We start from the raw sequence: 24,592 nt of genomic DNA, 5'->3' as shown, positions 1-24,592 counted from the left end.
AAAAGGGCTGACTTTTGTCAGCCCTCGGAATTATAGCGGGTCTACTTTCAGGCAGGAAACTGCGTGTCGGAAACTTCCTTCGAGAACCGGGCGCGTTTTTGCGCATTCCGGCCCTGCAATCGGGCAGCGCGTACGGAACACGCAACCGGAAGGAGGGTTAATCGGGGACGGTAACTCGCCTTCCAGCAACTGGATAACCTTGTTCCTTTCCTGATCCGGATCGGGGATCGGCACCGCAGACATCAGCGCTTTGGTATAAGGATGCAGCGGGTTATGGTACACCTCGTCATAGGTCCCTAATTCCACCGCATGTCCGAGATACATAACCAGCACACGGTCGGAGATATGTTTAACCACCGCGAGGTCGTGGGCAATGAAGATTAACGATAATCCCATTTCTCGCTGAAGTTGTTGCAGCAGGTTAACCACCTGGGCCTGGATTGACACGTCCAGCGCCGAAACGGGTTCATCGCAGATAATCAACTTCGGTTCGAGGATCAGCGCGCGGGCAATACCAATACGCTGACACTGGCCACCTGAAAACTCATGTGGGTAGCGGTTAATCAGGTTGGGCAGTAATCCTACCTTCATCATCATCGCTTTCACACGATCGCGGACTTCCTGACCAGGAAGATTCGGATGATAAGTTCGCAGCGGTTCGGCAATGATTTCACCAATGGTCATGCGCGGGTTTAACGATGCCAGCGGATCCTGGAAAATCATCTGGATATCGCTGCGTACTTCCCGCCACTCATCGGGTTTCATGCCGAGTAAATCTTTACCCAGCCAGGCAACCTTTCCATCGGTGGCCTTCACCAAGCCGATAATCGCACGGGCAAAGGTCGATTTCCCGCAGCCTGATTCACCGACCACGCCCAGGGTTTCGCCCTCATACAGTCGCAGGGTTACGCCATCAACTGCCTTCAGGGTTTTAGATGGTTGCCAGAACCACTGTTTGCCATCTTTAATATCGAAATGGACTTTAAGGTCAGCAATCTCAAGGAGCACTTTACGTTGTTCGGTTACCGCATTCATACCAGTTCCTCCACCGGCTTAAAGCAGGCGCGCAAACGGCCTGGACTAAATTCCTCCAGTGGCGGAGCACTGCTACAGATTTCCATCGCATGCGGGCAACGCGGCTGGAATGGACAGCCTTTTGGCAGACGCAGCAGGTTCGGTGGGTTGCCCGGGATCGTGAGCATCTCTTCCCCTTCTGCATCCAGACGAGGTACGGCATTCAGCAAACCAATCGAATACGGATGAACGGGCTTATAAAAGACATCCCGCGCACTGCCGTATTCCATCGTACGACCGGCGTACATCACCAGAACTTTATCGCAAATACCGGCAACAACCCCCAGATCGTGGGTGATCATGATAATCGCGGTGTTGAATTCGCTTTTCAGTTCATTCAGCAGCGTCATGATTTGCGCCTGTACCGTCACATCGAGCGCAGTGGTCGGTTCATCGGCTATCAGTAATTTGGGCCTGCACAGCAACGCCATAGCGATCATAACGCGCTGACGCATACCACCGGAGAATTCATGCGGATACATTTTCATGCGCTTACGCGCTTCCGGCATTTTCACCGCATCCAGCATTCTGACCGACTCTTCAAAAGCTTCCGCTTTGCTCATGCCTTTATGCAGCATCAGAACTTCCATCAACTGCTCCCCGACCCGCATGTACGGATTGAGAGACGTCATCGGGTCCTGGAAAATCATCGAGATTTGCTCAGCACGCAGTTTGTTCAGTTCACGTTCCGGTAAGTTCAGAATTTCACGTCCGTTGAACGTTGCGGAGCCCCCGATACGACCATTAGCCGCCAGCAGGCCCATCAGGGCAAAGGCCGTTTGCGATTTACCTGAACCGGATTCTCCGACAATACCCAGCGTTTCTCCAGCTCGCAGAGAAAAGTTTAAATCGTTGACCGCAGTTACATCGCCGTCGGGGGTAGCGAACGTCACACGCAAATCTTTTACGTTCAGCAGTGCGTTAGCCTGTTGTTGCGCGAGCGGCGCGGTTGAGGTTTCAATTACGCTCATGGCTGCACTCCTTAACGGTCTTTCGGGTCGAGGGCATCACGCAAGCCATCGCCAATAAAGTTAAAACAGAACAAAGTGACCACCAGGAAACCTGCCGGAAACAGCAGCAGCCATGGTGAGACTTCCATTGAGTTGGCACCATCACTGAGCAGAGCGCCCCAGCTACTTAACGGCTCCTGCGTACCTAATCCCAAAAAGCTCAGGAAGGATTCAAACAGGATCATGCTCGGCACCAGCAATGAAGCGTATACCACCACCACACCCAGCACGTTCGGCACAATATGGCGGATAACGATACGCACGGTAGACACCCCGCCCACTTGCGCCGCTTCAATAAACTCTTTGCGCTTGAGGCTCAGCGTTTGTCCACGCACGATACGCGCCATATCCAGCCAGGAGACCATCCCGATAGCGACAAAAATCAGCAGGATATTTTGCCCAAAGAAGGTGACCAGCAGGATCACGAAGAACATGAACGGGAAGGAGTTGAGAATTTCCAGCAGACGCATCATCACCGAGTCGATTTTTCCGCCGAGGTAGCCCGACAGAGAACCGTACAGCGTACCGACAACCACCGCGACCAACGCCGCCGCAATGCCGACCATTAGCGAGATGCGCCCGCCAATCGCCACGCGCACCAACAGGTCGCGTCCCGACGAGTCAGTACCGAAATAGTGGCCTGATTCCGTATCCGGCGCGCTGGACATCATGCCCCAGTCAGTATCGAAGTAGGTAAACTGCGACAGCATCGGCGCGAGCGTCACGAACAGCGCAATAATTACCAGCACCACCAGGCTTGCTACCGCAGCTCGGTTATGCATAAAGCGTCGACGCGCGTCCTGCCACAGGCTGCGGCCTTCGACCTCCAGCTTTTCACTGAAATTCTCCAGCGCTTCGCTGTTTTTCTTACTTAACATCATAGCGAGCTCCAGTATCAGTAACGAATTTTCGGGTCGATAACGGCATAAAGCACATCGACAATCGCGTTAAACACGATGGTCAGAGTACCCACCAGTATGGTCAGACTCAGAACCAGCGAATAGTCGCGGTTTAACGCACCGTTGACGAACAACTGACCAATGCCAGGTAAACCATAGATGGTTTCAATAACCATCGAACCAGTGATAATGCCGACAAATGCCGGTCCCATATAGGACAGCACTGGCAACAGCGCAGGTTTTAACGCATGGCGGAAAATAATCCGCCGCATCGGCAGCCCTTTGGCGCGCGCGGTACGAATAAAGTTAGAGTGCAGCACTTCAATCATCGAACCACGAGTAATACGAGCGATACTGGCGATGTAGGCCAGTGACAAGGCCACCATTGGCAGGATCATAAATTTCAACGCCCCACCGTTCCAGCCCCCGCCGGGCAGCCATTTCAAGGTTATGGCAAATATCATGACCAATAAGGGAGCGACCACGAAACTGGGGATAACTACCCCAGTCATTGCCACCCCCATCACCGTGTAATCCCAACGTGTATTTTGCTTCAGCGCGGCTATCACCCCGGCGCTAACGCCGACGAGTACCGCCAGAATAAAGGCTGCCGCACCCAGCTTCGCAGAAACCGGAAAACTCGAAGCAACGAGGTCGTTAACCGTGTAGTCTTTATATTTAAAGGATGGTCCAAAATCGCCATGCGCCAGCTGTTTCAGATAGCTGAAATACTGCGTCGAGATAGGATCGTTAAGATGATATTTCGCTTCAATATTCGCCAGCACCTCTGGCGGTAACGCGCGTTCCCCGGTGAATGGGCTTCCGGGCGCAAGGCGCATCATAAAGAATGAAATCGTAATAAGAATAAACAGCGTCGGAATCGCTTCCAGACAGCGACGTAATATGAATTTTAACATTGCCCGTACCTTCTGGCGTGTGCCTTTATACCTCTTTAACCCCGACGTTCAGGTAAAGCGGTATTAATAGTTCGAAGAAAAAAGACACTGTGGGGCAAAAATGATTGCCCCACGTCTTGCCATTAATGCTTGATAATATACAAGTCTTTAACGTGGATATTATCCATCGGGTCTTTACCGGAGTATCCGCCAACCCATGGTTTCACCAGGCGGGCATTAACATAGTAATAAACCGGTACAATCGCAGAATCTTTATCCAGCTGCTGTTCCGCTTTCGAATACAGTTCGCTGCGCTGCGCTTCATCCGTCACTTTCAGCGTATCCGCAATCAGCTTATCAAATGCCGGGCTCTTATAGTGGACGGTATTATTGGAGCTGTCGGACAGCACCATATTCAGGAAGGACGTCGGTTCGTTATAGTCCGCACACCAGCCCGCACGTGAAACATCATAGTTGCCCTGATGGCGCGTATCGAGGAACGTTTTCCATTCCTGGTTTTCCAGCTTCACATTAGCACCCAGATTTTTCTTCCAGATAGATGCCGCGGCAATAGCCAGCTTCTTATGCAGGTCTGAAGTGTTATACAGCAGGTCAAAGGTCAGCGGTTTCTCAGCGGTATATCCGGCCTCAGCCAGCAGTTTCTTCGCTTCTTCATTACGTTTTTCCTGAGACCACTTGAACCACTCTGGCTCAACCAGTTTCGCGCCATCGGTGTATGGAGGAGTAAAGCTATACGCCGGCAGGTCACCCTGGTTTTTCACTTTATTGACGATAATGTCACGATCCAACGCCAGCTTCAGGGCGGTACGAACACGAACATCGTTGAACGGTGCTTTCTGGTTGTTGATTTCGTAATAATAGGTGCACAGATACGGGTCAACGTGGACTTCGTTCGGGATCTCTTTTTTCAGTTTCTGGAATAACTCAATCGGCATGTTGTTATAGGTCATGTCGATTTCACCGCTGCGATAGCGGTTAACGTCAGTCACTTCAGAAGAAATAGGTAGGTAGGTTACCTGGTTAATAACCGTTTTGGCGTTGTCCCAATAGTTGGTATTACGCTCAAGCACAATGCGCTCGTTCACAACCCAGTCTTTCAGTTTATACGCACCGTTAGTAACGATGTTAGCGGGCTGGGTCCACTTCTCGCCGAATTTTTCAACAGCAGCTCTAGGAACTGGTGAAACAGAAGAGTGCACAAGCAGTTTGTAGAAATAAGGAACAGGTTCACTGAGGGTGACTTCAAAAGTATGATCGTCGAGAGCTTTTACACCGAGATCGGTGATCGGTTTTTTGCCGGCGATAATATCATCAATATTGACGATGTGACCGTACTGCAAATAACTGGCGTACGGTGATGCAGTATTTGGATTAGCCAAACGTTGCCAGCTATACACGAAATCTTGCGCGGTAACAGGCGTGCCGTCAGACCACTTAGCATCTTTACGCAGATGGAATGTCCAGACTTTAAAATCTTTATTTTCCCATTTTTCAGCCACGCCGGGCGATGGTTTGCCATCGACATCACTGATTAATAAACCTTCAAACAGGTCACGGTTAATGTTGGATTCAGGTACACCTTCGATTTTGTGGGGATCGAGTGACTGCACTTCCGAACCGTTATTACGCACCAGAGTCTGCTTTTCAGCAAGCTGCACACCCGCTGGCACTACTGCCGCCGTGGCAACATTTCCAGCGACTAGCGCAGTTAAGATCCCCGCAGCTACTAAACTTTTTTTAGTGATGTTAGTCATTGTGTTGTACTCCCTCATTATTATGGCTGGTTTTTTAACCAGACTGTTAATCCTGTCAGGATCACTGTACGGCACCGGAGATTTTCTGCCGTCAGGTCGTTTTTTGTTTTACTGCTTGCTATCACCGACTTTATTTATTCTGGCGGTTCGTATGACCGCCTTTCGTCGATTATCTACGTGCCTCCCCTGCCGGAAACACGCTATTACCCTGTTGAGAGAAACTAACTGCAAATGATTCTCATCAACGTGAATTCTTCTGCATAATACCTGGCCGGAAAGTATCAAATGCGTTTCTTAACCGCCAATACATTTTACAAATTTGTTAACCAATTCTCTTTTATTGGAAATAAATCTCACAAAGAAAGTCTTACGAATGAAGGTTTTTTACAATAAACCCATAAAAAACAATAAATTACATCAAGCCGGGTGTTAACTACCCTGTCAGGTGTCAACACCACGTCAAAATGCACATAAATTTAACAATTGGTTATTAATTAGCACATTCAACTGAAAAAAACGCTGAAATAACTAATAACATTTCGATAATCCTTCAGCAAGCCCCAGAGTATGATGTTAATTAAATAACAGCGATATCAGGCTCTCTCTGGCAGATGGATGAGCGTTACATTCATAAAATCAATGAATAAACAAATGAATAACCATCAGCATTTTTTATTATCACTATGCTGATTTTCAACTTTAGTGAGAAGTTTTACTGATAATGAAAGGAAACGGAGCCGGGACCGACTCCGTTTGTACAGAAGAGAGATATCAGGCCAGCAAACCAGGGAAAATGGATTTGATACCTGTAACAATGAATTCGATACCCAAGGCCATTAACAGTAGCCCCATAATACGCGTAATGACGTTGATGCCAGTTTGTCCCAACAGTCGTACCAGCCATGGCGCCATGCGAAACAGCCCCCAGCAGCACAGGGCAAACAGCGCAATCGCGACAAAAAAGCCAAACAGGTTAATCGCACTGTGATATCGCGTACCCCAAACAATAGTTGAGCTTATCGCCCCCGGGCCCGCCATCAACGGCAATGCCAACGGTACAACGCCGATACTCTCACGAATTGCAGTTTCTGATTTTTCCTGTTTGTTTTGTTTATCTTCCCCTAGTTTTCCGCTAATCATTGACATCGCGATAGTCACAACCAGAATGCCGCCGGCAATCCTGAACGAATCTATTGAGATACCGAAAAGTTGCAGAATACCATCACCAAGAAACAGCGAAGTCCACAGAATGATAGCGACCGACAGGTTTGCCGTAAGGTTGGTTTTGTTTCGCGCTGCAGCAGTTTGATAACTGGTCATACTGATAAAGACAGGGATGATCCCTACCGGGTTGACCAACGCAAATAACCCAATGAAAAATTTAAAATAGACAGGAAAATCAAATAGCGTTTGGATCACGGTTAGCTCCGAAGCGTTAGCCGGATAAAATGAGTCATAAAAATTGATAAAATCCGCGCTGAAGATACGCCTTTTGTCAGCATACTTCACCTTCTATCTTCGTATATCTACGTAAATACGCTACCAATACTCAGTGTTATTAATATGTATGAATTATGCTAACGTTATTAGCATTCATTACGTCAATTTATTAACACTTAACGAGAAACGCTAAAAGGGCCTGCTGAAAGGTGTCAGCTTTGCGAATTTTTGATCCAGATCACGCAATTACTACTCAGAAGTGAGTAATCTTGCTTACGCCACCTGGAGGTAACGCGTTAGAGTTAACTGGCACTAGCGTATAAGCTCTTTTAGTAAATCAAAGTAAAGTGGACGTTAATTAACCGTTTGATTTTCAAACCGTTACACAAATTTTCGTCGGTCTGTCTATACTCTCGTATCGAGCAGATGATTTACTAAAAAAGTTTAACATTATCAGGAGAGCATCATGGCTGTTACTAATGTCGCTGAACTTAACGCACTTGTAGAGCGCGTAAAAAAAGCCCAGCGTGAATATGCCAGTTTCACTCAAGAACAGGTTGACAAAATCTTCCGCGCCGCCGCTCTGGCTGCCGCAGACGCTCGAATCCCTCTCGCGAAAATGGCCGTTGCCGAATCCGGCATGGGTATTGTCGAAGATAAAGTGATCAAAAACCACTTTGCTTCTGAATACATTTACAACGCTTACAAAGATGAAAAAACCTGTGGTGTGCTGTCTGAAGACGACACTTTCGGTACCATTACCATTGCGGAACCAATTGGTATCATCTGCGGTATCGTTCCAACCACTAACCCAACTTCTACCGCTATCTTCAAATCGCTGATCAGCCTGAAGACCCGTAACGCCATCATCTTCTCTCCGCATCCGCGTGCAAAAGATGCAACTAACAAAGCAGCAGACATCGTTCTGCAAGCTGCAATCGCTGCTGGCGCACCGAAAGATCTGATCGGCTGGATCGATCAACCTTCCGTTGAACTGTCTAATGCGCTGATGCACCACCCTGACATCAACCTGATCCTTGCGACCGGTGGTCCAGGCATGGTTAAAGCGGCATACAGCTCCGGTAAACCGGCTATCGGCGTAGGCGCAGGTAACACCCCTGTTGTTATCGACGAAACCGCTGATATCAAACGTGCTGTTGCATCTGTTCTGATGTCTAAGACCTTCGATAACGGCGTAATCTGTGCTTCTGAGCAGTCTGTCGTCGTGGTTGACTCTGTATATGATGCAGTACGTGAGCGTTTTGCGACTCACGGCGGCTACATGCTGCAGGGCAAAGAGTTGAAAGCAGTCCAGGACGTTATCCTGAAAAATGGCGCGCTGAACGCAGCTATCGTTGGTCAGCCGGCATACAAGATTGCTGAACTGGCAGGCTTCTCCGTACCAGAAACCACTAAGATTCTGATCGGTGAAGTGACGGTTGTCGATGAAAGCGAACCGTTTGCTCATGAAAAACTGTCTCCGACGCTGGCAATGTACCGTGCGAAGGACTTCGAAGACGCAGTCATTAAAGCTGAAAAACTGGTTGCGATGGGCGGTATCGGTCATACCTCTTGCCTGTACACTGACCAGGACAACCAGCCAGAACGTGTTGCTTACTTCGGCCAGATGATGAAAACCGCACGTATCCTGATTAACACCCCAGCTTCTCAGGGTGGTATCGGTGACCTGTACAACTTCAAACTCGCACCTTCCCTGACTCTGGGTTGTGGTTCCTGGGGTGGTAACTCCATCTCTGAAAACGTTGGTCCTAAGCACCTGATCAACAAGAAAACCGTTGCTAAGCGAGCTGAAAACATGTTGTGGCACAAACTTCCGAAATCTATCTACTTCCGTCGTGGCTCTCTGCCAATCGCACTGGATGAAGTGATTACCGATGGTCACAAACGTGCGCTCATCGTGACCGACCGCTTCCTGTTCAACAACGGTTATGCAGACCAGATCACCTCCGTTCTGAAAGCTGCTGGCGTTGAAACCGAAGTGTTCTTTGAAGTTGAAGCTGACCCAACTCTGACCGTTGTTCGCAAAGGTGCTGAGCTGGCTAACTCCTTCAAACCAGACGTAATCATCGCGCTGGGCGGCGGTTCCCCGATGGACGCCGCGAAAATCATGTGGGTTATGTACGAGCACCCGGAAACTCACTTCGAAGAACTGGCGCTGCGCTTTATGGACATCCGTAAACGTATCTACAAGTTCCCGAAAATGGGTGTGAAAGCGAAGATGGTCGCCGTCACCACCACTTCCGGTACCGGCTCTGAAGTGACTCCGTTTGCGGTTGTTACTGACGATGCAACTGGGCAGAAATACCCGCTGGCAGACTATGCGCTGACTCCGGATATGGCGATTGTTGACGCCAACCTGGTGATGGATATGCCGAAGTCCCTGTGTGCGTTTGGTGGCCTCGATGCCGTCACTCACGCTCTGGAAGCTTACGTTTCCGTACTGGCTTCTGAGTTCTCCGACGGTCAGGCTCTGCAAGCGCTGAAACTGCTGAAAGAAAACCTGCCGGCGTCCTACCATGAAGGTTCTAAGAACCCGGTAGCACGTGAGCGTGTACACAGTGCAGCAACCATCGCCGGTATCGCGTTCGCTAACGCCTTCCTGGGTGTATGTCACTCAATGGCGCACAAGCTGGGTTCTCAGTTCCACATTCCTCACGGTCTGGCGAACGCCCTGCTGATCAGCAACGTTATTCGTTATAACGCGAACGACAACCCGACTAAACAGACTGCATTCAGCCAGTACGACCGTCCGCAGGCACGCCGTCGCTACGCTGAAATCGCAGACCATCTGGGTCTGAGCGCACCGGGCGACCGTACTGCCGCGAAAATCCAGAAACTGCTGGGCTGGCTGGAAGAAATCAAAGCTGAGCTGGGTATTCCTAAGTCTATCCGTGAAGCTGGCGTTCAGGAAGCTGACTTCCTGGCACACGTGGACAAACTGTCTGAAGATGCGTTTGATGACCAGTGTACTGGTGCAAACCCACGTTACCCGCTGATTGCTGAACTGAAACAGATCCTGCTGGATACATACTACGGTCGTGAGTACAGCGAAGGCCAGACCACCGCTAAGACTGAAGCAGTAGCTGCACCGAAAGCAGAAAAGAAAGCGAAGAAATCCGCTTAATTTTCTCAGATAAGTTTTAGTTTCACTATAAACGGTCCCAGTTGGGACCGTTTTTTTTCGTCTTGTGTTATGAAAATTGAGTGCTCCCCAATTTAACCATGTGAATAGAATGGCACGGTAAGAGATGTATTCAGGAAGATGTGAGAATAGCCGTCAGAAGAGAGTCTGACAGGGTAGAGAATATTGACGAATGTCCCGGCCTACCCTGTATTTATAAGCGCTCAGAAGCCTGCAGGTTAATCGTGGCTGTGTCGTTCTTGTATCGCCGTCAGAGAGCCCTCAGACTGCGCCTGTTTGTAGTGTTTACGGCATACCGACACATAGCGTTCATTCCCGCCAATAACCACCTGCTCGCCCTCGTTATAGGGCCTTCCAGACTGATCAAGACGTAAAACCATGCTGGCCTTACGCCCACAGAAACAAATGGTTTTTAATTCAACGAGCTTATCTGACCACGCAAGCAGGTATTCGCTACCGCCAAATAATTCACCACGGAAATCTGTGCGTAAGCCATAGCACAACACAGGAATATCCAGCCGATCGACAACTTCAGATAATTCATAAACCTGTTGTCGAGTCAGAAACTGCGACTCATCAACCAGTACACAGTGAATTCTTTGCTGCTCATTTTCAGCACGAATCTCTTCGTACAAAGATGAATTTTGGTTAAACAATTTTGCAGGCGACGACAGACCTATACGTGAACTTACTTTTCCTGCACCAAAACGGTCATCAATTTCCGCTGTATATACAACAGCACGCATCCCACGTTCCTGATAATTGTACGAAGATTGCAGCAATGCAGTCGACTTACCGGCATTCATTGCAGAATAGTAAAAATATAGCTGTGCCATTGACCGAAGGCCCTCACATGGGGAAATAAATATGCGCGGGATTGTATCATATTTCACGAAAGTGTCGGTGTAGCGTTGCGCCCAAAGGCGTATAAATGCGCGGGCAAGCCCGCTCAGTGCCGCCTGAATTTAAGTAGCAGGTTGTGAGAGAGCATACAACCATCGACCATACAGCCCGAGCTCGGACGCGTATATACACTCTCTTTCACAAATAGTGCTCATGAAATTTATCAATGTCACTTATCATCATACGGCAATAAAGAAACCCTTCCCATATTGTTATTGAATCTACCCACTCTCACCATGTATTAGCGAATTCACGTAAGCAAAACTAATACAAAAGGTTGAAATCACTGCAAAGAGATACTATTTGTACACCATAAAATGTGACCTGAATCTTGAATTTTTACTCTCAGCTGCTGAGAAGCCCCCTCGCCAATAAGCCTTTTTTATGCCCAACATCATGGGGAATTTAAGACAGGAGAATTAATTCTGTTACTAAATAAAGCGCAATTTTGAATTCCTTACATTCCTGGCTATTGCACAACTGAATTTATCGCTCTATTATTAGCTCAACAAACCACCCCAATATAAGTTTGAGATTACTACAATGAGCGAAGCACTTAAAATTCTGAACAACATCCGTACTCTTCGTGCGCAGGCAAGAGAATGCACTCTGGAAACGCTTGAAGAAATGCTGGAAAAATTAGAAGTTGTAGTTAGCGAGCGTCGCGAAGAAGAAAGCGCTGCTGCCGCTGAAGTTGAAGAACGCACTCGTAAACTGCAACAATATCGTGAAATGCTGATCGCTGACGGCATTGATCCGAACGAACTGCTGAATAGCATGGCTGCTGTTAAATCTGGCACCAAAGCTAAACGCGCTGCACGTCCGGCTAAATATAGCTATGTTGACGAAAACGGTGAAACTAAAACCTGGACTGGCCAGGGTCGTACACCGGCAGTGATCAAAAAAGCGATGGAAGAGCAAGGTAAACAACTGGACGATTTCCTGATCAAGGAATAATTCAGAAATACTTTGCTTAAAATCCCGCCATTGGCGGGATTTTTTTTACTGGTACTTCGCTCAGCCTTACCCGGATTAGGTATAAAAAAATGGCGCTGTTAATACAACGCCGTTCTGACCAGATAATGCAAGAAGGTTACTTCTTAATACCCATCTCGTCTTCCAGCCAGGCTTTAAATTCAGCGCCGAGAGTATTATGGCGAATACCATATTCGACGAACGCCTGCATATAGCCCAGTTTATTACCACAGTCATGGCTTTTGCCCTTCATGTGATAAGCTTCAACCGTCTCTTTTTCAATCAGCATATCGATTGCATCTGTCAGCTGAATTTCATCACCCGCTCCCGGAGGGGTTTTAGCCAGCAGAGGCCAGATATCGGCACTAAGGACATAACGACCCACAACGGCCAGATTAGAAGGCGCTACATCAGCTTTTGGTTTTTCAACCACGCCAACCATCGGGACGCTTTCGCCCGGGGATAATTCAACGCCTTTACAATCAACAACACCATAAGCCGTAACATCTTCTACCGGCTCAACCATAATCTGGCTGCTACCTGTTTCATCAAAGCGATGAATCATTTCGGCAAGGTTGTCGCGGGATAAATCAGATTCGTATTCGTCAAGAATTACGTCCGGCAGGATTACAGCAACCGGTTCATCGCCAACCACAGGGTGCGCGCACAATACTGCGTGGCCCAGACCTTTTGCCAGCCCCTGACGTACCTGCATAATAGTCACATGCGGCGGGCAAATAGATTGCACTTCTTCCAGCAGCTGACGTTTTACACGTTTTTCCAGCATCGCTTCAAGTTCAAAGCTGGTATCGAAGTGGTTTTCAATAGAATTTTTAGACGAGTGAGTTACAAGTACAATTTCAGTGATGCCCGCAGCAATACATTCGTTTACGACGTACTGAATTAATGGCTTATCAACCAACGGTAGCATCTCTTTCGGGATTGCTTTCGTAGCCGGTAACATCCTGGTTCCTAATCCCGCAACTGGGATAACGGCTTTTTTGACTTTTGAATTAAGGGCAGCCATTTAAAACTCTCCTGGACTGTTCATGTATTGAACGTGTTCATCATTCTGTATCGCATCCGAGTATATCAGTACAGCGACAAACTTCTGGTCTGAAAAGGACGCGCGTCGGTATAATTAAGATAAATACGAATAAATCTGGCGCTGATAGTAGCACTCACAGCACAGGGAGGGTGAACCAATTTCATTTGCACGCCTCTCAATTGTTCATTCCGCAGACAACATCAAGCGCAGGCGCCCTCCCGCCCCCCAAATTTGGCATTGCCATGACTCACAATGTTGGCTCAACTGATTAAGATACGTATTACCTAAGGTACCCAGCGGAACGCCATTGCTGATTTGCACTTGGTGGGAACCTGTATTTAATGTCGCATTCAGCCCTGCAGATACCAGAATCAGATTTTTTAATCCGCTGTGGTAATACCCCACCAGCAAGGGAAACTGCCCTGGTAAATTGGCTTGCCGCAACAAATGATTTACCTGTTTCAATAACGTACCTAACTCCGGCAACCGCTGATTTTGTTGTGTCAGTTGCTCCTGCAGTAAACCATTAAATAGCGCCCGCAATAATAATGCAGCCAAGACACCATTATCCCCTGCCCGCGTCACATCAAGGCAATAGAATGCAAGGTCATGATCCGACAGCGGCGCAATATCCAGCACCAGCCCCGGTTGGTCGGCTACTACCAATTGTCGATAGTTAATGCGACAGTGCGAAATCACTTGCGACACTGGAGGCTGTAATTCTTTTAGCAGCTTCGCGGCGGCGGCAGGATCGTCCACCATCGCATCCCAGTCGCGAAACAGCCGCTCTTCTTCTTCTACGCGTGAATTAAACATGTTGGGATAAAGACATGCAAAGACGGTTTCTCTCAAGCGATTAAGGTCTTTCACCGGCTTCAATAGGACATCATCCACCCCGAGTCGTAGCGCTTTGGCTATGTCGGACATGTTTTCCGTCGCAGAAATCACCAGTATCGGGGTCTGATCGCCACGATTGCGTAGATACTCAACCAGTTTGAGGCCGTTCATTCTTGGCATAGCCAGATCGCAAATCATCAGGTCTGGTGTGAAGTGTCCAAGTAGTTCAAGTGCTTCAAGCCCGTCGCCAGCCACCGCCGTTGTCGCTCCCAAAGAGGAAAACCATGAGTCCATGAGTGAGCGAAATACCGGCTCATCCTCAACGATAAGAATCTGTTTTCCGACCAATGGCTGCGTCATATTCTCCCCCCTGACTGGCTTTAATAAATAGTGGCATGCTATTGCCACTCACGCCTGTCAGAATTAGCTTAAGTGTTGATAAAAAATGCGTTAGACGTTGGTTTTCACCAGGGGTAGAAGTTCATCCATTTTCTTCTCGACCGCCAACTGCCCGGCAGCAATTGCTGCACTGGCGCGGTGAAAATCCAGCGTGGATATTTGTGGACAAAACGGCTGAATCAGTATGTCTGGAGGGTCGCCGGCCATGCGGTTACGTTTCAGACGATTTTCCAGAACCTGAATAGACGTCGTCATGATCTCCATCGCTGTCGGTGCCGTGACCGCACGCCTGGCCGTAATGTTGCTCAATCGCTCTTTCAGACGGGCATGCCATGAAAGCTCGTCAGCATCATTACCCGATTCGGCATCGCTATTGACGTTGAAGGAGAGTAAATCTTGTTGCATGAGATGAGCATCGTGTTGCAGGTCGACCGCGATAACAATATCGGCCCCCAACGCACGAGTCAGGGATACAGGGACGGGATTCACCACCGCGCCATCGACCAGCCAGTAACCATTATGCGCCACGGGAGACATCAGACCAGGAATACTACAGGAGGCTCGGACAGCCAGATGCAAATCACCTTCGGTAAACCACAACTCCCGCCCCGTACTCAGATTAGTAGCAACTGTTGCGAAACGGCGTGTGCATTGCTCAATTGCTTCTACCGGCATGACATTACGGTACTGATTGAATACCCGTTCACCGCGCAGTAAACCTCCCCTGCGCCATGAGAGATCCATCAGCCGTAAAACATCCCAATAGCTGAAAGAACATACCCACTTTTCAAGAGCAGGTAACTTATTGCAGGCGTAGGCAGCGCCAACCAGCGAACCGATGGAGCACCCTGCCACGATATCAACATCGATGCCCATATGCTTAAGGGCTTTAATAACCCCAATATGCGACCAACCTCGCGCCGCGCCGGAACCTAGCGCCAGCCCAATTTTTATTTTTCTCATTATACGTACAAACTTCCCCTGGCTTGCAGACGTAGCAACATCGCTACCGCTCAGTTAACATAGTGCCACTCTGGCGTTTTTACGCCGTTTTTATATTCCAGGGAGTACTTTGTGTCTCAGCTTTGTCCCTGTGGTAGCGCTGTCGAGTATAGCCTATGTTGCTACCGTTATGTGTCCGGCGCGCAAGTAGCACCTACGCCGTCACACCTCATGCGTTCTCGTTACTGTGCTTTTGTGATGAAAGACGCAGATTACCTTATCAGGACCTGGCATCCAGATTGTCATGCGGCCTCGTTTCGCGACGACATTATCGCAGGATTTAGTCATACAGAATGGCTCGGACTGACCGTTTTTGAACAAGAGACGGCAGACACAGAAAATACCGGCTATGTCAGTTTTGTCGCGCGGTTTTCTGAACAAGGTAAAACAGGTGCAATTATCGAGCGCTCTCGTTTTTTAAAAGAAAACGGTCAGTGGTACTATATAGACGGTACACGCCCTCAAATTGGACGAAACGATACCTGCCCTTGTGGCTCCGGTAAAAAATTTAAAAAGTGCTGCGGCTAATCAACGCCCGACAGTATCAATTTTGCAAACATTCTCAACAGGATCACCGCTGCAAATGCATTCATTACAAAGAAAAGTGCTGCGTACTATTTGCCCGGACCAAAAAGGTCTGATCGCGCGCATTACGAATATCTGTTACAAGCATGAACTGAACATCGTGCAAAACAATGAGTTTGTGGACCACCGCACCGGACGCTTTTTTATGCGCACCGAACTGGAGGGCATTTTTAACGACGTCACGCTGCTTGCCGATCTGGACAGCGCCTTACCTGAAGGCTCAATTCGTGAATTAACCCCAGCAGGCCGCCGCCGCATCGTCATTTTGGTCACCAAGGAAGCGCATTGCCTGGGCGATCTGTTAATGAAGGCCAATTATGGCGGGCTGGATGTTGAAATCGCCGCGGTGATCGGCAATCACGAGACGTTGCGTCCTCTGGTTGAACGGTTTGATATTCCGTTTGAGCTGGTCAGCCATGAAGGTTTAACACGTGACGAACATGATCAGAAAATGGCTGACGCTATCGACGCCCACCAGCCGGACTATGTCGTGCTGGCTAAATACATGCGCGTTCTGACCCCGACATTTGTTTCACGCTTCCCAAATAAAATTATCAATATTCACCATTCATTCCTGCCAGCATTCATTGGTGCTCGCCCGTACCATCAAGCTTATGAGCGCGGCGTGAAAATCATCGGCGCGACGGCCCACTACGTAAATGATAACCTTGATGAAGGCCCAATCATTATGCAGGACGTGATCCATGTTGATCACACTTACACTGCCGAAGATATGATGCGTGCGGGTCGCGACGTTGAAAAAAATGTTTTAAGCCGTGCGCTGTATCAGGTTCTGGCTCAGCGCGTCTTTGTTTACGGTAACCGAACGATTATTCTGTAATCGATTGATAAGTTAATTGGTTACCTTTACATCTTTACGTGTAAAAATCAGGCAGCCAGTTCTTTTTTATGAACGGAATGCTTTACAGGGGCGCATCATTTGATATGATGCGCCCCGCTTCCAACGGAAGCAGGCCAGTAATTAGCATTACCCAGTGGTGGGGTTCCCGAGCGGCCAAAGGGAGCAGACTGTAAATCTGCCGTCATCGACTTCGAAGGTTCGAATCCTTCCCCCACCACCATTATTTACTACAGCGATGTAGTTATCCCGGTGAGCAATACAGAAGTTTGCACTTGTCGGGGAAGGGTGAGGAGCGAAGCGACGAATAATCCTTCCCCCACCACCATTCTTTTAGATTCACAAAATTAGTATACCCCTGGTGGGGTTCCCGAGCGGCCAAAGGGAGCAGACTGTAAATCTGCCGTCATCGACTTCGAAGGTTCGAATCCTTCCCCCACCACCATCACCTCATAAAGCACCAACACATAATCAATCTGCAATGCCCCATATTTTTCCTATTCGGGAAGGATGAGAAGCTTTGACCAAGGTTCGATTCGAGCGTTAGCGAGAAAGCGTTGCCGCAGGCAACGACCCGAAGGGCGAAGCGCGCAGCGCTGAGTAATCCTTCCCCCACCACCATCACTTCATAAAGCACCAACACATAATCAATCTGCAATGCCCTTTATTTGCCTGATGCGCTGTGCTTATCAGGCCTACAAACTCGACACATGCCCACAAATTGCCTGATGCACTACGCAGGCCTACGGCGCTCGCTGAAACCTGCGTAGGCTGGATAAGGCGTTTGCGCCGCCATCCGGCAAACAGGCATAAAAAAACCCCGCCGAAGCAGGGTTTTATCTTTCACAGAAATACAATTAGTGACGTGCACGAACAATCTGGTATTTGCGTGTCAGATATTCGACCGGGACGCTCCAGATGTGTACCAGACGCGAGAATGGGAACAACAGGAACAGCGTCATACCCAGCACAAGGTGCACACGGAAAATAAATGCGACGCCATCCAGATACTGAGACGCTCCGCCATGGAAGGTCACCACTGTCTGCGCCCAGTTCACCAACTTCATCATCTCGCTGCCGTCCATATGCTGGGCGGAGAACGGAATGGTCAGCAGACCCAGCGCACACTGGATAACCAACAGAGAGAGGATCAGAATATCCGCTCCGGTGGTGGTAGCCCGCACTCGTGGGCTGAACAAACGACGTTTCAGCAGCAGTACACCGCCAATCAGACACATTACGCCGCTAGCGCCACCTGCGAACATCGCCATCTTTTGTTTCACTTCAAGCGGCAGCCACGCTTCATACATCCAGTGTGGCGTTAACATACCCAAGAAGTGCCCGGCAAAAATCCCCAGGATCCCAATGTGAAACAGGTTTGACGCCAGGTTCATCCCTTTGCGATCCAGCATCTGACTGGAGGCCGCACGCCACGTATACTGCCCGTAGTCATAACGCAGCCAACTGCCGATCAGAAAGACAGAACCCGCGATGTACGGATAGATGTCAAAGAAGAACGTATTCAGGAAGTGCATTAGTGCTGTCCTCCGGTAGTGATATTCAGATACTGCGGCGCAACGGCCCCGGCAAAACGACGCTGGTGAGCGGAGATTTCCGACTCGCCACACCCCTGATCGGCGAAGAATTTTACCTGCTCTTCTTCCCAGACCGCATCCAGCGCTTGTGGAGTATCATCACGGGCTTCATCCGCAATTTTTTCAGCCACTTTATCGCTGTCGATTACGGTATTCGCCAGTTTTAACAGTAAATCGAACAGTACTGCATAACGGCTTTCACGCTGCTGCAAACGGGCGCTGAGCAAAGCCAGGATCGGCGCAATATCCTGCAAGCCACCTAGCGCTTCGCTTTTCGGCAGTTGCGCAAGATATTCCAGATACAACGGCAGATGATCGGGAAGTTCGCGGCTGTCGAGCTGCAAACCGTGCTGTTCATACTGTGCCATCAGGTCAACCATCGCCTGACCGCGATCGCGGGATTCACCGTGTACATGTTCAAACAGCAGCAGCGAGGTGGCACGGCCACGATCAAACAGTTCGCTGTAACTTGCCTGCACATCCAGCACGTCTTGCGCGATTAGATCGCGCAGGAAAACGCCCAGAGTCTGGGCATCCTCTTTATCCAGGTTCTCAGATGACGCGAGTGCATCGAAAAGTTCCTGCTGATGCTGCCACAGGGCAGCATCCGGGTACTCGAGCAAACGCGAAACAATGACGAGTTCAATCATTGGTGCGGCTCCGTTTTGCTGGTCACATCGACAGCGTCGATGCGGCGGCTGTTGAACAGATTGAATTTAGTATCAGAACCGTGGCAACCGTCACCGAAGGTAAAGCCGCAACCGCTTTTCTCCGGGAACGCATCACGCGCCAGTTCACGATGGCTGCTCGGCACCACGAAACGATCTTCGTAGTTCGCAATGGCCAGATAACGATACATCTCCTGTGCCTGAGCTTCGGTCAGACCGACCTCTTCCAGCGCACGGGTATCGACTTTACCGTCAACGGTTTCCGCACGTTTGTAGTGACGCATCGCCAGCATACGTTTCAGCGCCAACAGCACCGGCTGAGTATCGCCTGCTGTCAGCAGGTTCGCCAGGTACTGAACCGGGATACGCAGACTGTCAACGTCCGGCAGAATACCGTTGCTGCCCAGCTCGCCCGCATCGGCGGCAGACTGAATCGGTGACAATGGCGGCACGTACCAAACCATCGGCAATGTGCGGTATTCCGGATGCAGCGGCAGCGCCAACTTCCAGTCCATCGCCATTTTATAAACCGGAGACTGCTGTGCGGCATCGATAACGCTCAGCGGAATACCATCTTTCAGCGCCTGTTCAATAACAGCCGGATCGTTCGGATCGAGGAACACGTCCAGTTGACGCTGGTACAGATCTTTCTCATGCTCGGTGCTTGCCGCGCTTTCAATCGCATCCGCGTCATACAGCAGTACGCCGAGGTAACGGATACGACCGACGCAGGTTTCGGAGCACACGGTCGGCTGACCGGCTTCGATACGTGGATAGCAGAAAATGCACTTCTCTGACTTACCGCTCTTCCAGTTGAAGTAGATTTTTTTATAAGGGCAACCGGTGATGCACATACGCCAGCCGCGGCATTTGTCCTGATCGATCAGCACGATGCCATCTTCTTCACGCTTGTAGATGGCACCGCTCGGGCAAGTTGCCACGCACGCCGGGTTAAGGCAGTGCTCGCATAGACGCGGCAAATACATCATGAAGGTGTTTTCGAACTGACCGTACATCGCCTTCTGCATGTTCTCGAAATTTTTGTCTTTCGCCAGCTTCTCGAACTCACCGCCGAGGTCATCTTCCCAGTTCGGACCTTTGGTGATTTTATCCATACGCTGACCGGTGATCAGCGAGCGCGGACGGGCAATCGGCTGTGCTTTGCTGTCTGCCGGGGTGTTGTGCAGAGTCTGGTAATCGAAGTCAAACGGTTCGTAGTAGTCATCAATACCTGGCAAATGCGGGTTAGCAAAAATTTTACCCAGCAGCAGCGCTTTGTTACCCATGCGCGGCACCAGTTTACCGTTGATCTTACGGATCCAACCGCCCTTCCATTTTTCCTGGTTTTCCCAATCAGTGGGGAAGCCAGTACCCGGTTTGGTTTCAACGTTGTTAAACCAGGCATACTCCGCACCTTCACGGCTGGTCCAGACGTTTTTACAGGTTACTGAACAGGTGTGGCAACCGATGCACTTATCGAGATTCAGCACCATGCCGACTTGTGAACGAATTTTCATTTTACGCTCTCCTGTACCTGGTCATTGCCTTCGCCATCCAACCAGTCAATGTTCTTCATCTTACGAACCACCACGAACTCATCACGGTTCGAACCTACGGTGCCGTAGTAGTTAAAGCCGTAGGCCAGGTGGGCATAACCACCAATCATGTGCGTCGGTTTCGGTGTGATACGGGTCACCGAGTTATGGATCCCGCCGCGCTGCTCGGTAATCTCCGACCCCGGAATATTCACAATACGTTCCTGGGCGTGGTACATCATGGTCATCCCGGCCGGGACACGTTGACTCACAACCGCACGGGCGGTGAGTGCCCCGTTACTGTTAAAGACTTCGATCCAGTCGTTATCCTCGATACCCAGATCTTTCGCATCCGCTTCGCTCATCCACACGATCGGACCGCCGCGACCTAACGTCAGCATCAGCAGGTTATCGCTGTAGGTGGAGTGGATACCCCACTTCTGGTGTGGCGTCAGGAAGTTGAGCGCTTTTTCCGGGTTACCATTTGATTTCTCGCCCATCACCTCTTTCACCGAACGAGTATCAATTGGTGGGCGGTAAACCAGCAAGCTTTCACCGAAGTCTCGCATCCACTGATGATCCTGATACAGTTGCTGGCGACCAGTCAGCGTACGCCATGGGATCAGCTCGTGAACGTTGGTGTAACCAGCGTTGTAAGAAACATGTTCATCTTCCAGTCCTGACCAGGTCGGGCTGGAGATAATTTTGCGCGGCTGCGCCTGAATATCGCGGAAGCGGATTTTCTCGTCTTCTTTATTCAGCGCCAGATGCGTATGGTCACGGCCGGTAAATTCACTCAGCGCTGCCCAGGCTTTCACCGCCACCTGACCGTTGGTTTCCGGTGCCAGGGTGAGGATCATCTCAGCGGCATCAATCGCCGTATTCAGCATCGGCTGGCCTTTTGCCGGGCCTTCAGCCTTGGTGTAATTGAGCTTGCGCAGCAGATCCATTTCGCTCTGGGTATTCCAGGCAATCCCTTTCCCGCCGTTACCGACTTTATCCATCAGTGGGCCGATGGACGTGAAGCGTTCGTAGGTTGCCGGGTAATCACGCTCAACTGTCATGATGTGCGGCGCGGTAACGCCTGGAATCAGATCGCATTCGCCTTTCTTCCAGTCTTTAACATCCAACGGCTGCGCCAGTTCGGCGGCCGAGTCGTGCTGGATAGGCAGCGTCACTACGTCAGTTTCTTTGCCAAGGTGACCCACGCAAACTTCAGAGAATTTCTTGGCGATAGCCTTGTAGATTTCCCAGTCGCTCTTCGATTCCCAGGCTGGGTCAACGGCGGCAGACAACGGGTGAATAAACGGATGCATATCCGAGGTATTCATATCGTCTTTTTCATACCAGGTGGCGGTCGGCAGCACGATGTCGGAGTACAGACAGGTGCTCGACAGACGGAAGTCCAGGGTGACGACCAGATCCAGCTTGCCGTCCAGTCCGTTATCCTGCCATTCCACTTCTTCTGGCTTCACGCCCCCCTGTTTACCCAGATCCAGCCCCTGAATACCATGTTCAGTACCCAGCAGATACTTCAGCATGTACTCGTGGCCTTTACCGGAAGAGCCGAGCAGGTTAGAACGCCAGATAAACAGGTTACGCGGATGGTTTTTACCGTTCTCTGGTTGTTCAGCCGCAAAGCGAATAGAACCTTCCTTCAGAGATTTAACAGTGTAATCCACCGGTGTCATCCCGACTTTTTCCGCCTCACGCGCAATGTACAGCGGGTTAGTACCCAATTGCGGCGCAGATGGCAACCAGCCCATACGTTCAGCGCGAACGTTAAAGTCAATCAAATGGCCACTATAGCGGGATTTGTCTGCCATCGGGGACAGCAGTTCCTGTGCCGTAACCGTCTCATAGCGCCATTGGCTGGAGTGGTTATAGAAGTAGGACGTACTGTTCATGTGACGCGCCGGACGCTGCCAGTCAAGGGCAAACGCCAGCGGCTGCCAGCCGGTCTGCGGACGCAGTTTTTCCTGGCCCACGTAGTGCGCCCAGCCGCCGCCGCTCTGGCCGACGCAACCACAGAACACCAGCATGTTGATAAGCCCACGATAGTTCATATCGAGGTGATACCAGTGGTTCAGACCCGCGCCGACAATAATCATTGAGCGGCCGTGCGTTTTATCTGCGTTATCGGCAAATTCACGGGCAATACGCACGATCTGAGCGCGCGATACGCCAGTGATTTTCTCTGCCCATGCCGGGGTATACGCTTTGATATCGTCGTAGCTGGAGGCGCAGTTTTCATCGTTCAGACCGCGTTCCAGACCGTAGTTGGCCATGGTCAGATCGTAAACGGTCGTCACCAGCGCAGTAGATCCATCTGCCAGTTGCAGGCGTTTTACCGGCAGTTTGTGCAGCAGAACATTTTCCAGTTCAACTTTGCTAAAGTGCTCGGTGCCTTCGCCGCCAAAATACGGGAAGCCGACTTCAGCGATGTCGTCCTGGCTGCCTAACAGGCTGAGCTGTAGTTCGGTTTCGTTACCGGACGTGCCGTCGCGCTGTTCAAGGTTCCATTTACCTTTTTCACCCCAGCGGAAACCAATTGAACCGTTTGGCGCAACCATTTCGCCGTCGGTATTGATGGCAACAGTTTTCCACTCTGGATTATTTTCCTGACCCAGGGAGTCAACCAGATCGGCGGCACGCAGCATACGACCCGCCGCATAATACCCGTCACGCTCTTCGAGCATCACCAGCATCGGGAAGTCGGTGTAACGACGCACGTAGTCGGTGAAGTATTGGCTCGGGTTATCAAGGTGGAACTCGCGCAGCATGACGTGGCCCATTGCCAGCGCCATTGCGGCATCGGTGCCCTGCTTCGGAGCCAGCCACAGATCGCAGAGTTTAGCGATTTCAGCGTAATCCGGGGTGATGGCGACCGTTTTAGTCCCTTTGTAGCGAACTTCCGTGAAGAAGTGCGCATCTGGGGTACGGGTCTGCGGAACGTTGGAACCCCAGGCGATGATGTAGCTGGAGTTATACCAGTCGGCAGATTCCGGAACGTCAGTCTGCTCACCCCAGGTCTGCGGAGACGCAGGCGGCAAGTCACAGTACCAATCGTAGAAGCTCAGGCAGGTGCCGCCAATCAGCGACAGATATCGTGCACCGGAGGCGTAGGAAACCATCGACATCGCAGGGATCGGCGAGAAGCCCGCCACGCGGTCAGGACCGTAGGTTTTAACGGTGTAAACGTTAGAAGCGGCAATCAGCTCATTCACTTCCTGCCAAGAAGAACGCACGAAACCACCACGACCACGCGCTTGTTTGAAGCTTTTTGCTTTATCGGCGTCTTCGATGATGGAGGCCCATGCGTCTACCGGATCGCTGTGCAGTCTTTTCGCTTCACGCCACATTTTCATCAGGCGTTTGCGCATCAGCGGGTATTTCAGACGGTTAGCGCTGTAGAGATACCAGGAATAGCTTGCACCACGAGGGCAACCACGAGGCTCGTGGTTTGGCAGGTCCGGACGGGTACGCGGATAATCGGTTTGCTGGGTTTCCCAGGTCACCAGACCATTTTTCACATAGATTTTCCAGCTGCATGAGCCAGTGCAGTTTACCCCGTGGGTTGAACGCACGATTTTGTCATGCTGCCAACGCTGGCGGTATCCGTCCTCCCAGTCCCTGTTGGTATTGAGAAGCTGGCCATGCCCATCGGCAAAGGTTTCGCCCTTCTGCTTGAAGTAGCGAAACCGGTCCAGGAATTTACTCATCGGTTTTCTCCTGTAGGAGCCTGACGGCTCTCTGATAAATCGACATTGCTTGATTGAGAGCGAAGGTAACGCTCTGAAAGGGCGTGAGAATTGATAACGATCAAGGCAGGCAGGGATGAAAAATGAGGGTTGGTTTTTACATACCCCCAAAGTGGGATATTGATATTTAACGTAATAAATTGAATTTAAAGGATTTTTAATAATTCA

The 24,592-nt window shown here is 50.1% G+C and carries 18 protein-coding genes, 2 tRNA genes and 1 other RNA gene; 7 read left to right on the top strand and 14 right to left on the bottom strand.

Features of this window, described 5'->3' with window-relative positions:
• Positions 1–30 precede the first annotated feature (30 nt).
• From oppF to ychE, 6 genes are all read right to left on the bottom strand, one after another.
• On the bottom strand, positions 31–1,035 hold the full coding sequence (gene oppF / locus OGV71_RS16515; RefSeq protein WP_003020696.1) for a murein tripeptide/oligopeptide ABC transporter ATP-binding protein OppF: 1,005 nt from the start codon (positions 1,033–1,035) through the stop codon (positions 31–33).
• Complete coding sequence (oppD, locus tag OGV71_RS16510) at positions 1,032–2,045, bottom strand: murein tripeptide/oligopeptide ABC transporter ATP-binding protein OppD (protein ID WP_003833364.1); 1,014 nt, start codon at positions 2,043–2,045, stop codon at positions 1,032–1,034. Before oppD ends, oppF begins: the two co-directional genes overlap by 4 nt.
• Before the next feature lie 11 nt (positions 2,046–2,056).
• The gene (gene oppC, locus OGV71_RS16505; protein ID WP_003020701.1) at positions 2,057–2,965 is read right to left on the bottom strand and encodes an oligopeptide ABC transporter permease OppC; all 909 of its coding nucleotides are present in this window, start codon (positions 2,963–2,965) and stop codon (positions 2,057–2,059) included.
• A 14-nt stretch (positions 2,966–2,979) separates the two neighbouring features.
• Positions 2,980–3,900 (bottom strand): oligopeptide ABC transporter permease OppB, encoded by a 921-nt coding sequence (gene oppB / locus OGV71_RS16500; protein ID WP_003020708.1) that lies wholly within the window; start codon positions 3,898–3,900, stop codon positions 2,980–2,982.
• Positions 3,901–4,022: 122 nt separating this feature from the next.
• Positions 4,023–5,654 (bottom strand): oligopeptide ABC transporter substrate-binding protein OppA, encoded by a 1,632-nt coding sequence (gene oppA, locus OGV71_RS16495; RefSeq protein WP_003020712.1) that lies wholly within the window; start codon positions 5,652–5,654, stop codon positions 4,023–4,025.
• Between the two features lie 771 nt (positions 5,655–6,425).
• Entirely contained in the window at positions 6,426–7,073 is a 648-nt protein-coding gene (gene ychE, locus OGV71_RS16490; RefSeq protein WP_003020714.1) for an NAAT family transporter YchE, read from the bottom strand.
• Between the two features lie 487 nt (positions 7,074–7,560).
• Between ychE and adhE the strand changes: the two genes are divergently transcribed.
• Entirely contained in the window at positions 7,561–10,239 is a 2,679-nt protein-coding gene (adhE, locus tag OGV71_RS16485) for a bifunctional acetaldehyde-CoA/alcohol dehydrogenase (protein WP_003020717.1), read from the top strand.
• 236 nt (positions 10,240–10,475) lie between these two features.
• On the opposite strand, the gene tdk is transcribed toward adhE, so the two are convergent.
• Positions 10,476–11,093 (bottom strand): thymidine kinase, encoded by a 618-nt coding sequence (gene tdk / locus OGV71_RS16480; protein ID WP_003020720.1) that lies wholly within the window; start codon positions 11,091–11,093, stop codon positions 10,476–10,478.
• Between the two features lie 610 nt (positions 11,094–11,703).
• Between tdk and hns the strand changes: the two genes are divergently transcribed.
• The gene (hns, locus tag OGV71_RS16475; protein ID WP_003020723.1) at positions 11,704–12,117 is read left to right on the top strand and encodes a histone-like nucleoid-structuring protein H-NS; all 414 of its coding nucleotides are present in this window, start codon (positions 11,704–11,706) and stop codon (positions 12,115–12,117) included.
• 136 nt (positions 12,118–12,253) lie between these two features.
• Here the strand turns inward: hns and galU are convergent, their stop codons facing one another.
• The 3 genes from galU to rssA all read right to left on the bottom strand — a co-directional run bounded on the left by galU (position 12,254) and on the right by rssA (position 15,382).
• Positions 12,254–13,162 (bottom strand): UTP--glucose-1-phosphate uridylyltransferase GalU, encoded by a 909-nt coding sequence (gene galU / locus OGV71_RS16470; RefSeq protein WP_003020727.1) that lies wholly within the window; start codon positions 13,160–13,162, stop codon positions 12,254–12,256.
• Between the two features lie 204 nt (positions 13,163–13,366).
• On the bottom strand, positions 13,367–14,380 hold the full coding sequence (gene rssB, locus OGV71_RS16465; protein ID WP_003841305.1) for a two-component system response regulator RssB: 1,014 nt from the start codon (positions 14,378–14,380) through the stop codon (positions 13,367–13,369).
• Positions 14,381–14,470: 90 nt separating this feature from the next.
• Positions 14,471–15,382 (bottom strand): patatin-like phospholipase RssA, encoded by a 912-nt coding sequence (gene rssA, locus OGV71_RS16460; RefSeq protein WP_003020732.1) that lies wholly within the window; start codon positions 15,380–15,382, stop codon positions 14,471–14,473.
• 111 nt (positions 15,383–15,493) lie between these two features.
• On the opposite strand from rssA, the gene OGV71_RS16455 reads away from it, so the two are divergent.
• The 5 genes from OGV71_RS16455 (at position 15,494) to OGV71_RS16435 (ending at position 17,486) form a co-directional block, all read left to right on the top strand.
• Positions 15,494–15,949 (top strand): YchJ family protein, encoded by a 456-nt coding sequence (locus OGV71_RS16455; RefSeq protein ID WP_003020734.1) that lies wholly within the window; start codon positions 15,494–15,496, stop codon positions 15,947–15,949.
• Between the two features lie 55 nt (positions 15,950–16,004).
• The gene (purU, locus tag OGV71_RS16450; protein WP_003020737.1) at positions 16,005–16,847 is read left to right on the top strand and encodes a formyltetrahydrofolate deformylase; all 843 of its coding nucleotides are present in this window, start codon (positions 16,005–16,007) and stop codon (positions 16,845–16,847) included.
• Between the two features lie 156 nt (positions 16,848–17,003).
• A tRNA-Tyr gene (locus tag OGV71_RS16445) sits at positions 17,004–17,088 on the top strand.
• A gap of 137 nt (positions 17,089–17,225) precedes the next feature.
• Positions 17,226–17,310 (top strand) — tRNA-Tyr (locus tag OGV71_RS16440).
• Positions 17,311–17,354: 44 nt separating this feature from the next.
• Positions 17,355–17,486, top strand: a non-coding RNA gene (locus tag OGV71_RS16435) — RtT sRNA.
• A gap of 236 nt (positions 17,487–17,722) precedes the next feature.
• On the opposite strand, the gene narI is transcribed toward OGV71_RS16435, so the two are convergent.
• From narI to OGV71_RS16415, 4 genes are read right to left on the bottom strand one after another with little or no spacing between them, the layout of a single operon-like run.
• On the bottom strand, positions 17,723–18,400 hold the full coding sequence (gene narI / locus OGV71_RS16430; RefSeq protein ID WP_003020743.1) for a respiratory nitrate reductase subunit gamma: 678 nt from the start codon (positions 18,398–18,400) through the stop codon (positions 17,723–17,725).
• Complete coding sequence (gene narJ / locus OGV71_RS16425; protein ID WP_016150346.1) at positions 18,400–19,110, bottom strand: nitrate reductase molybdenum cofactor assembly chaperone; 711 nt, start codon at positions 19,108–19,110, stop codon at positions 18,400–18,402. Before narJ ends, narI begins: the two co-directional genes overlap by 1 nt.
• On the bottom strand, positions 19,107–20,645 hold the full coding sequence (gene narH, locus OGV71_RS16420) for a nitrate reductase subunit beta (RefSeq protein WP_016150347.1): 1,539 nt from the start codon (positions 20,643–20,645) through the stop codon (positions 19,107–19,109). The genes narJ and narH overlap by 4 nt, the downstream gene beginning before the upstream one ends.
• Positions 20,642–24,385, bottom strand: a complete 3,744-nt coding sequence (locus tag OGV71_RS16415; RefSeq protein ID WP_003841311.1) for a nitrate reductase subunit alpha — start codon at positions 24,383–24,385, stop codon at positions 20,642–20,644. Before OGV71_RS16415 ends, narH begins: the two co-directional genes overlap by 4 nt.
• Between the last annotated feature and the right edge of the window lie 207 nt (positions 24,386–24,592).

The organism is Citrobacter sp. Cf088 (assembly GCF_030334295.1).
In the GTDB taxonomy this organism is placed as follows: domain Bacteria; phylum Pseudomonadota; class Gammaproteobacteria; order Enterobacterales; family Enterobacteriaceae; genus Citrobacter; species Citrobacter freundii.
This window is presented reverse-complemented; position numbering and strand designations above follow the sequence as displayed.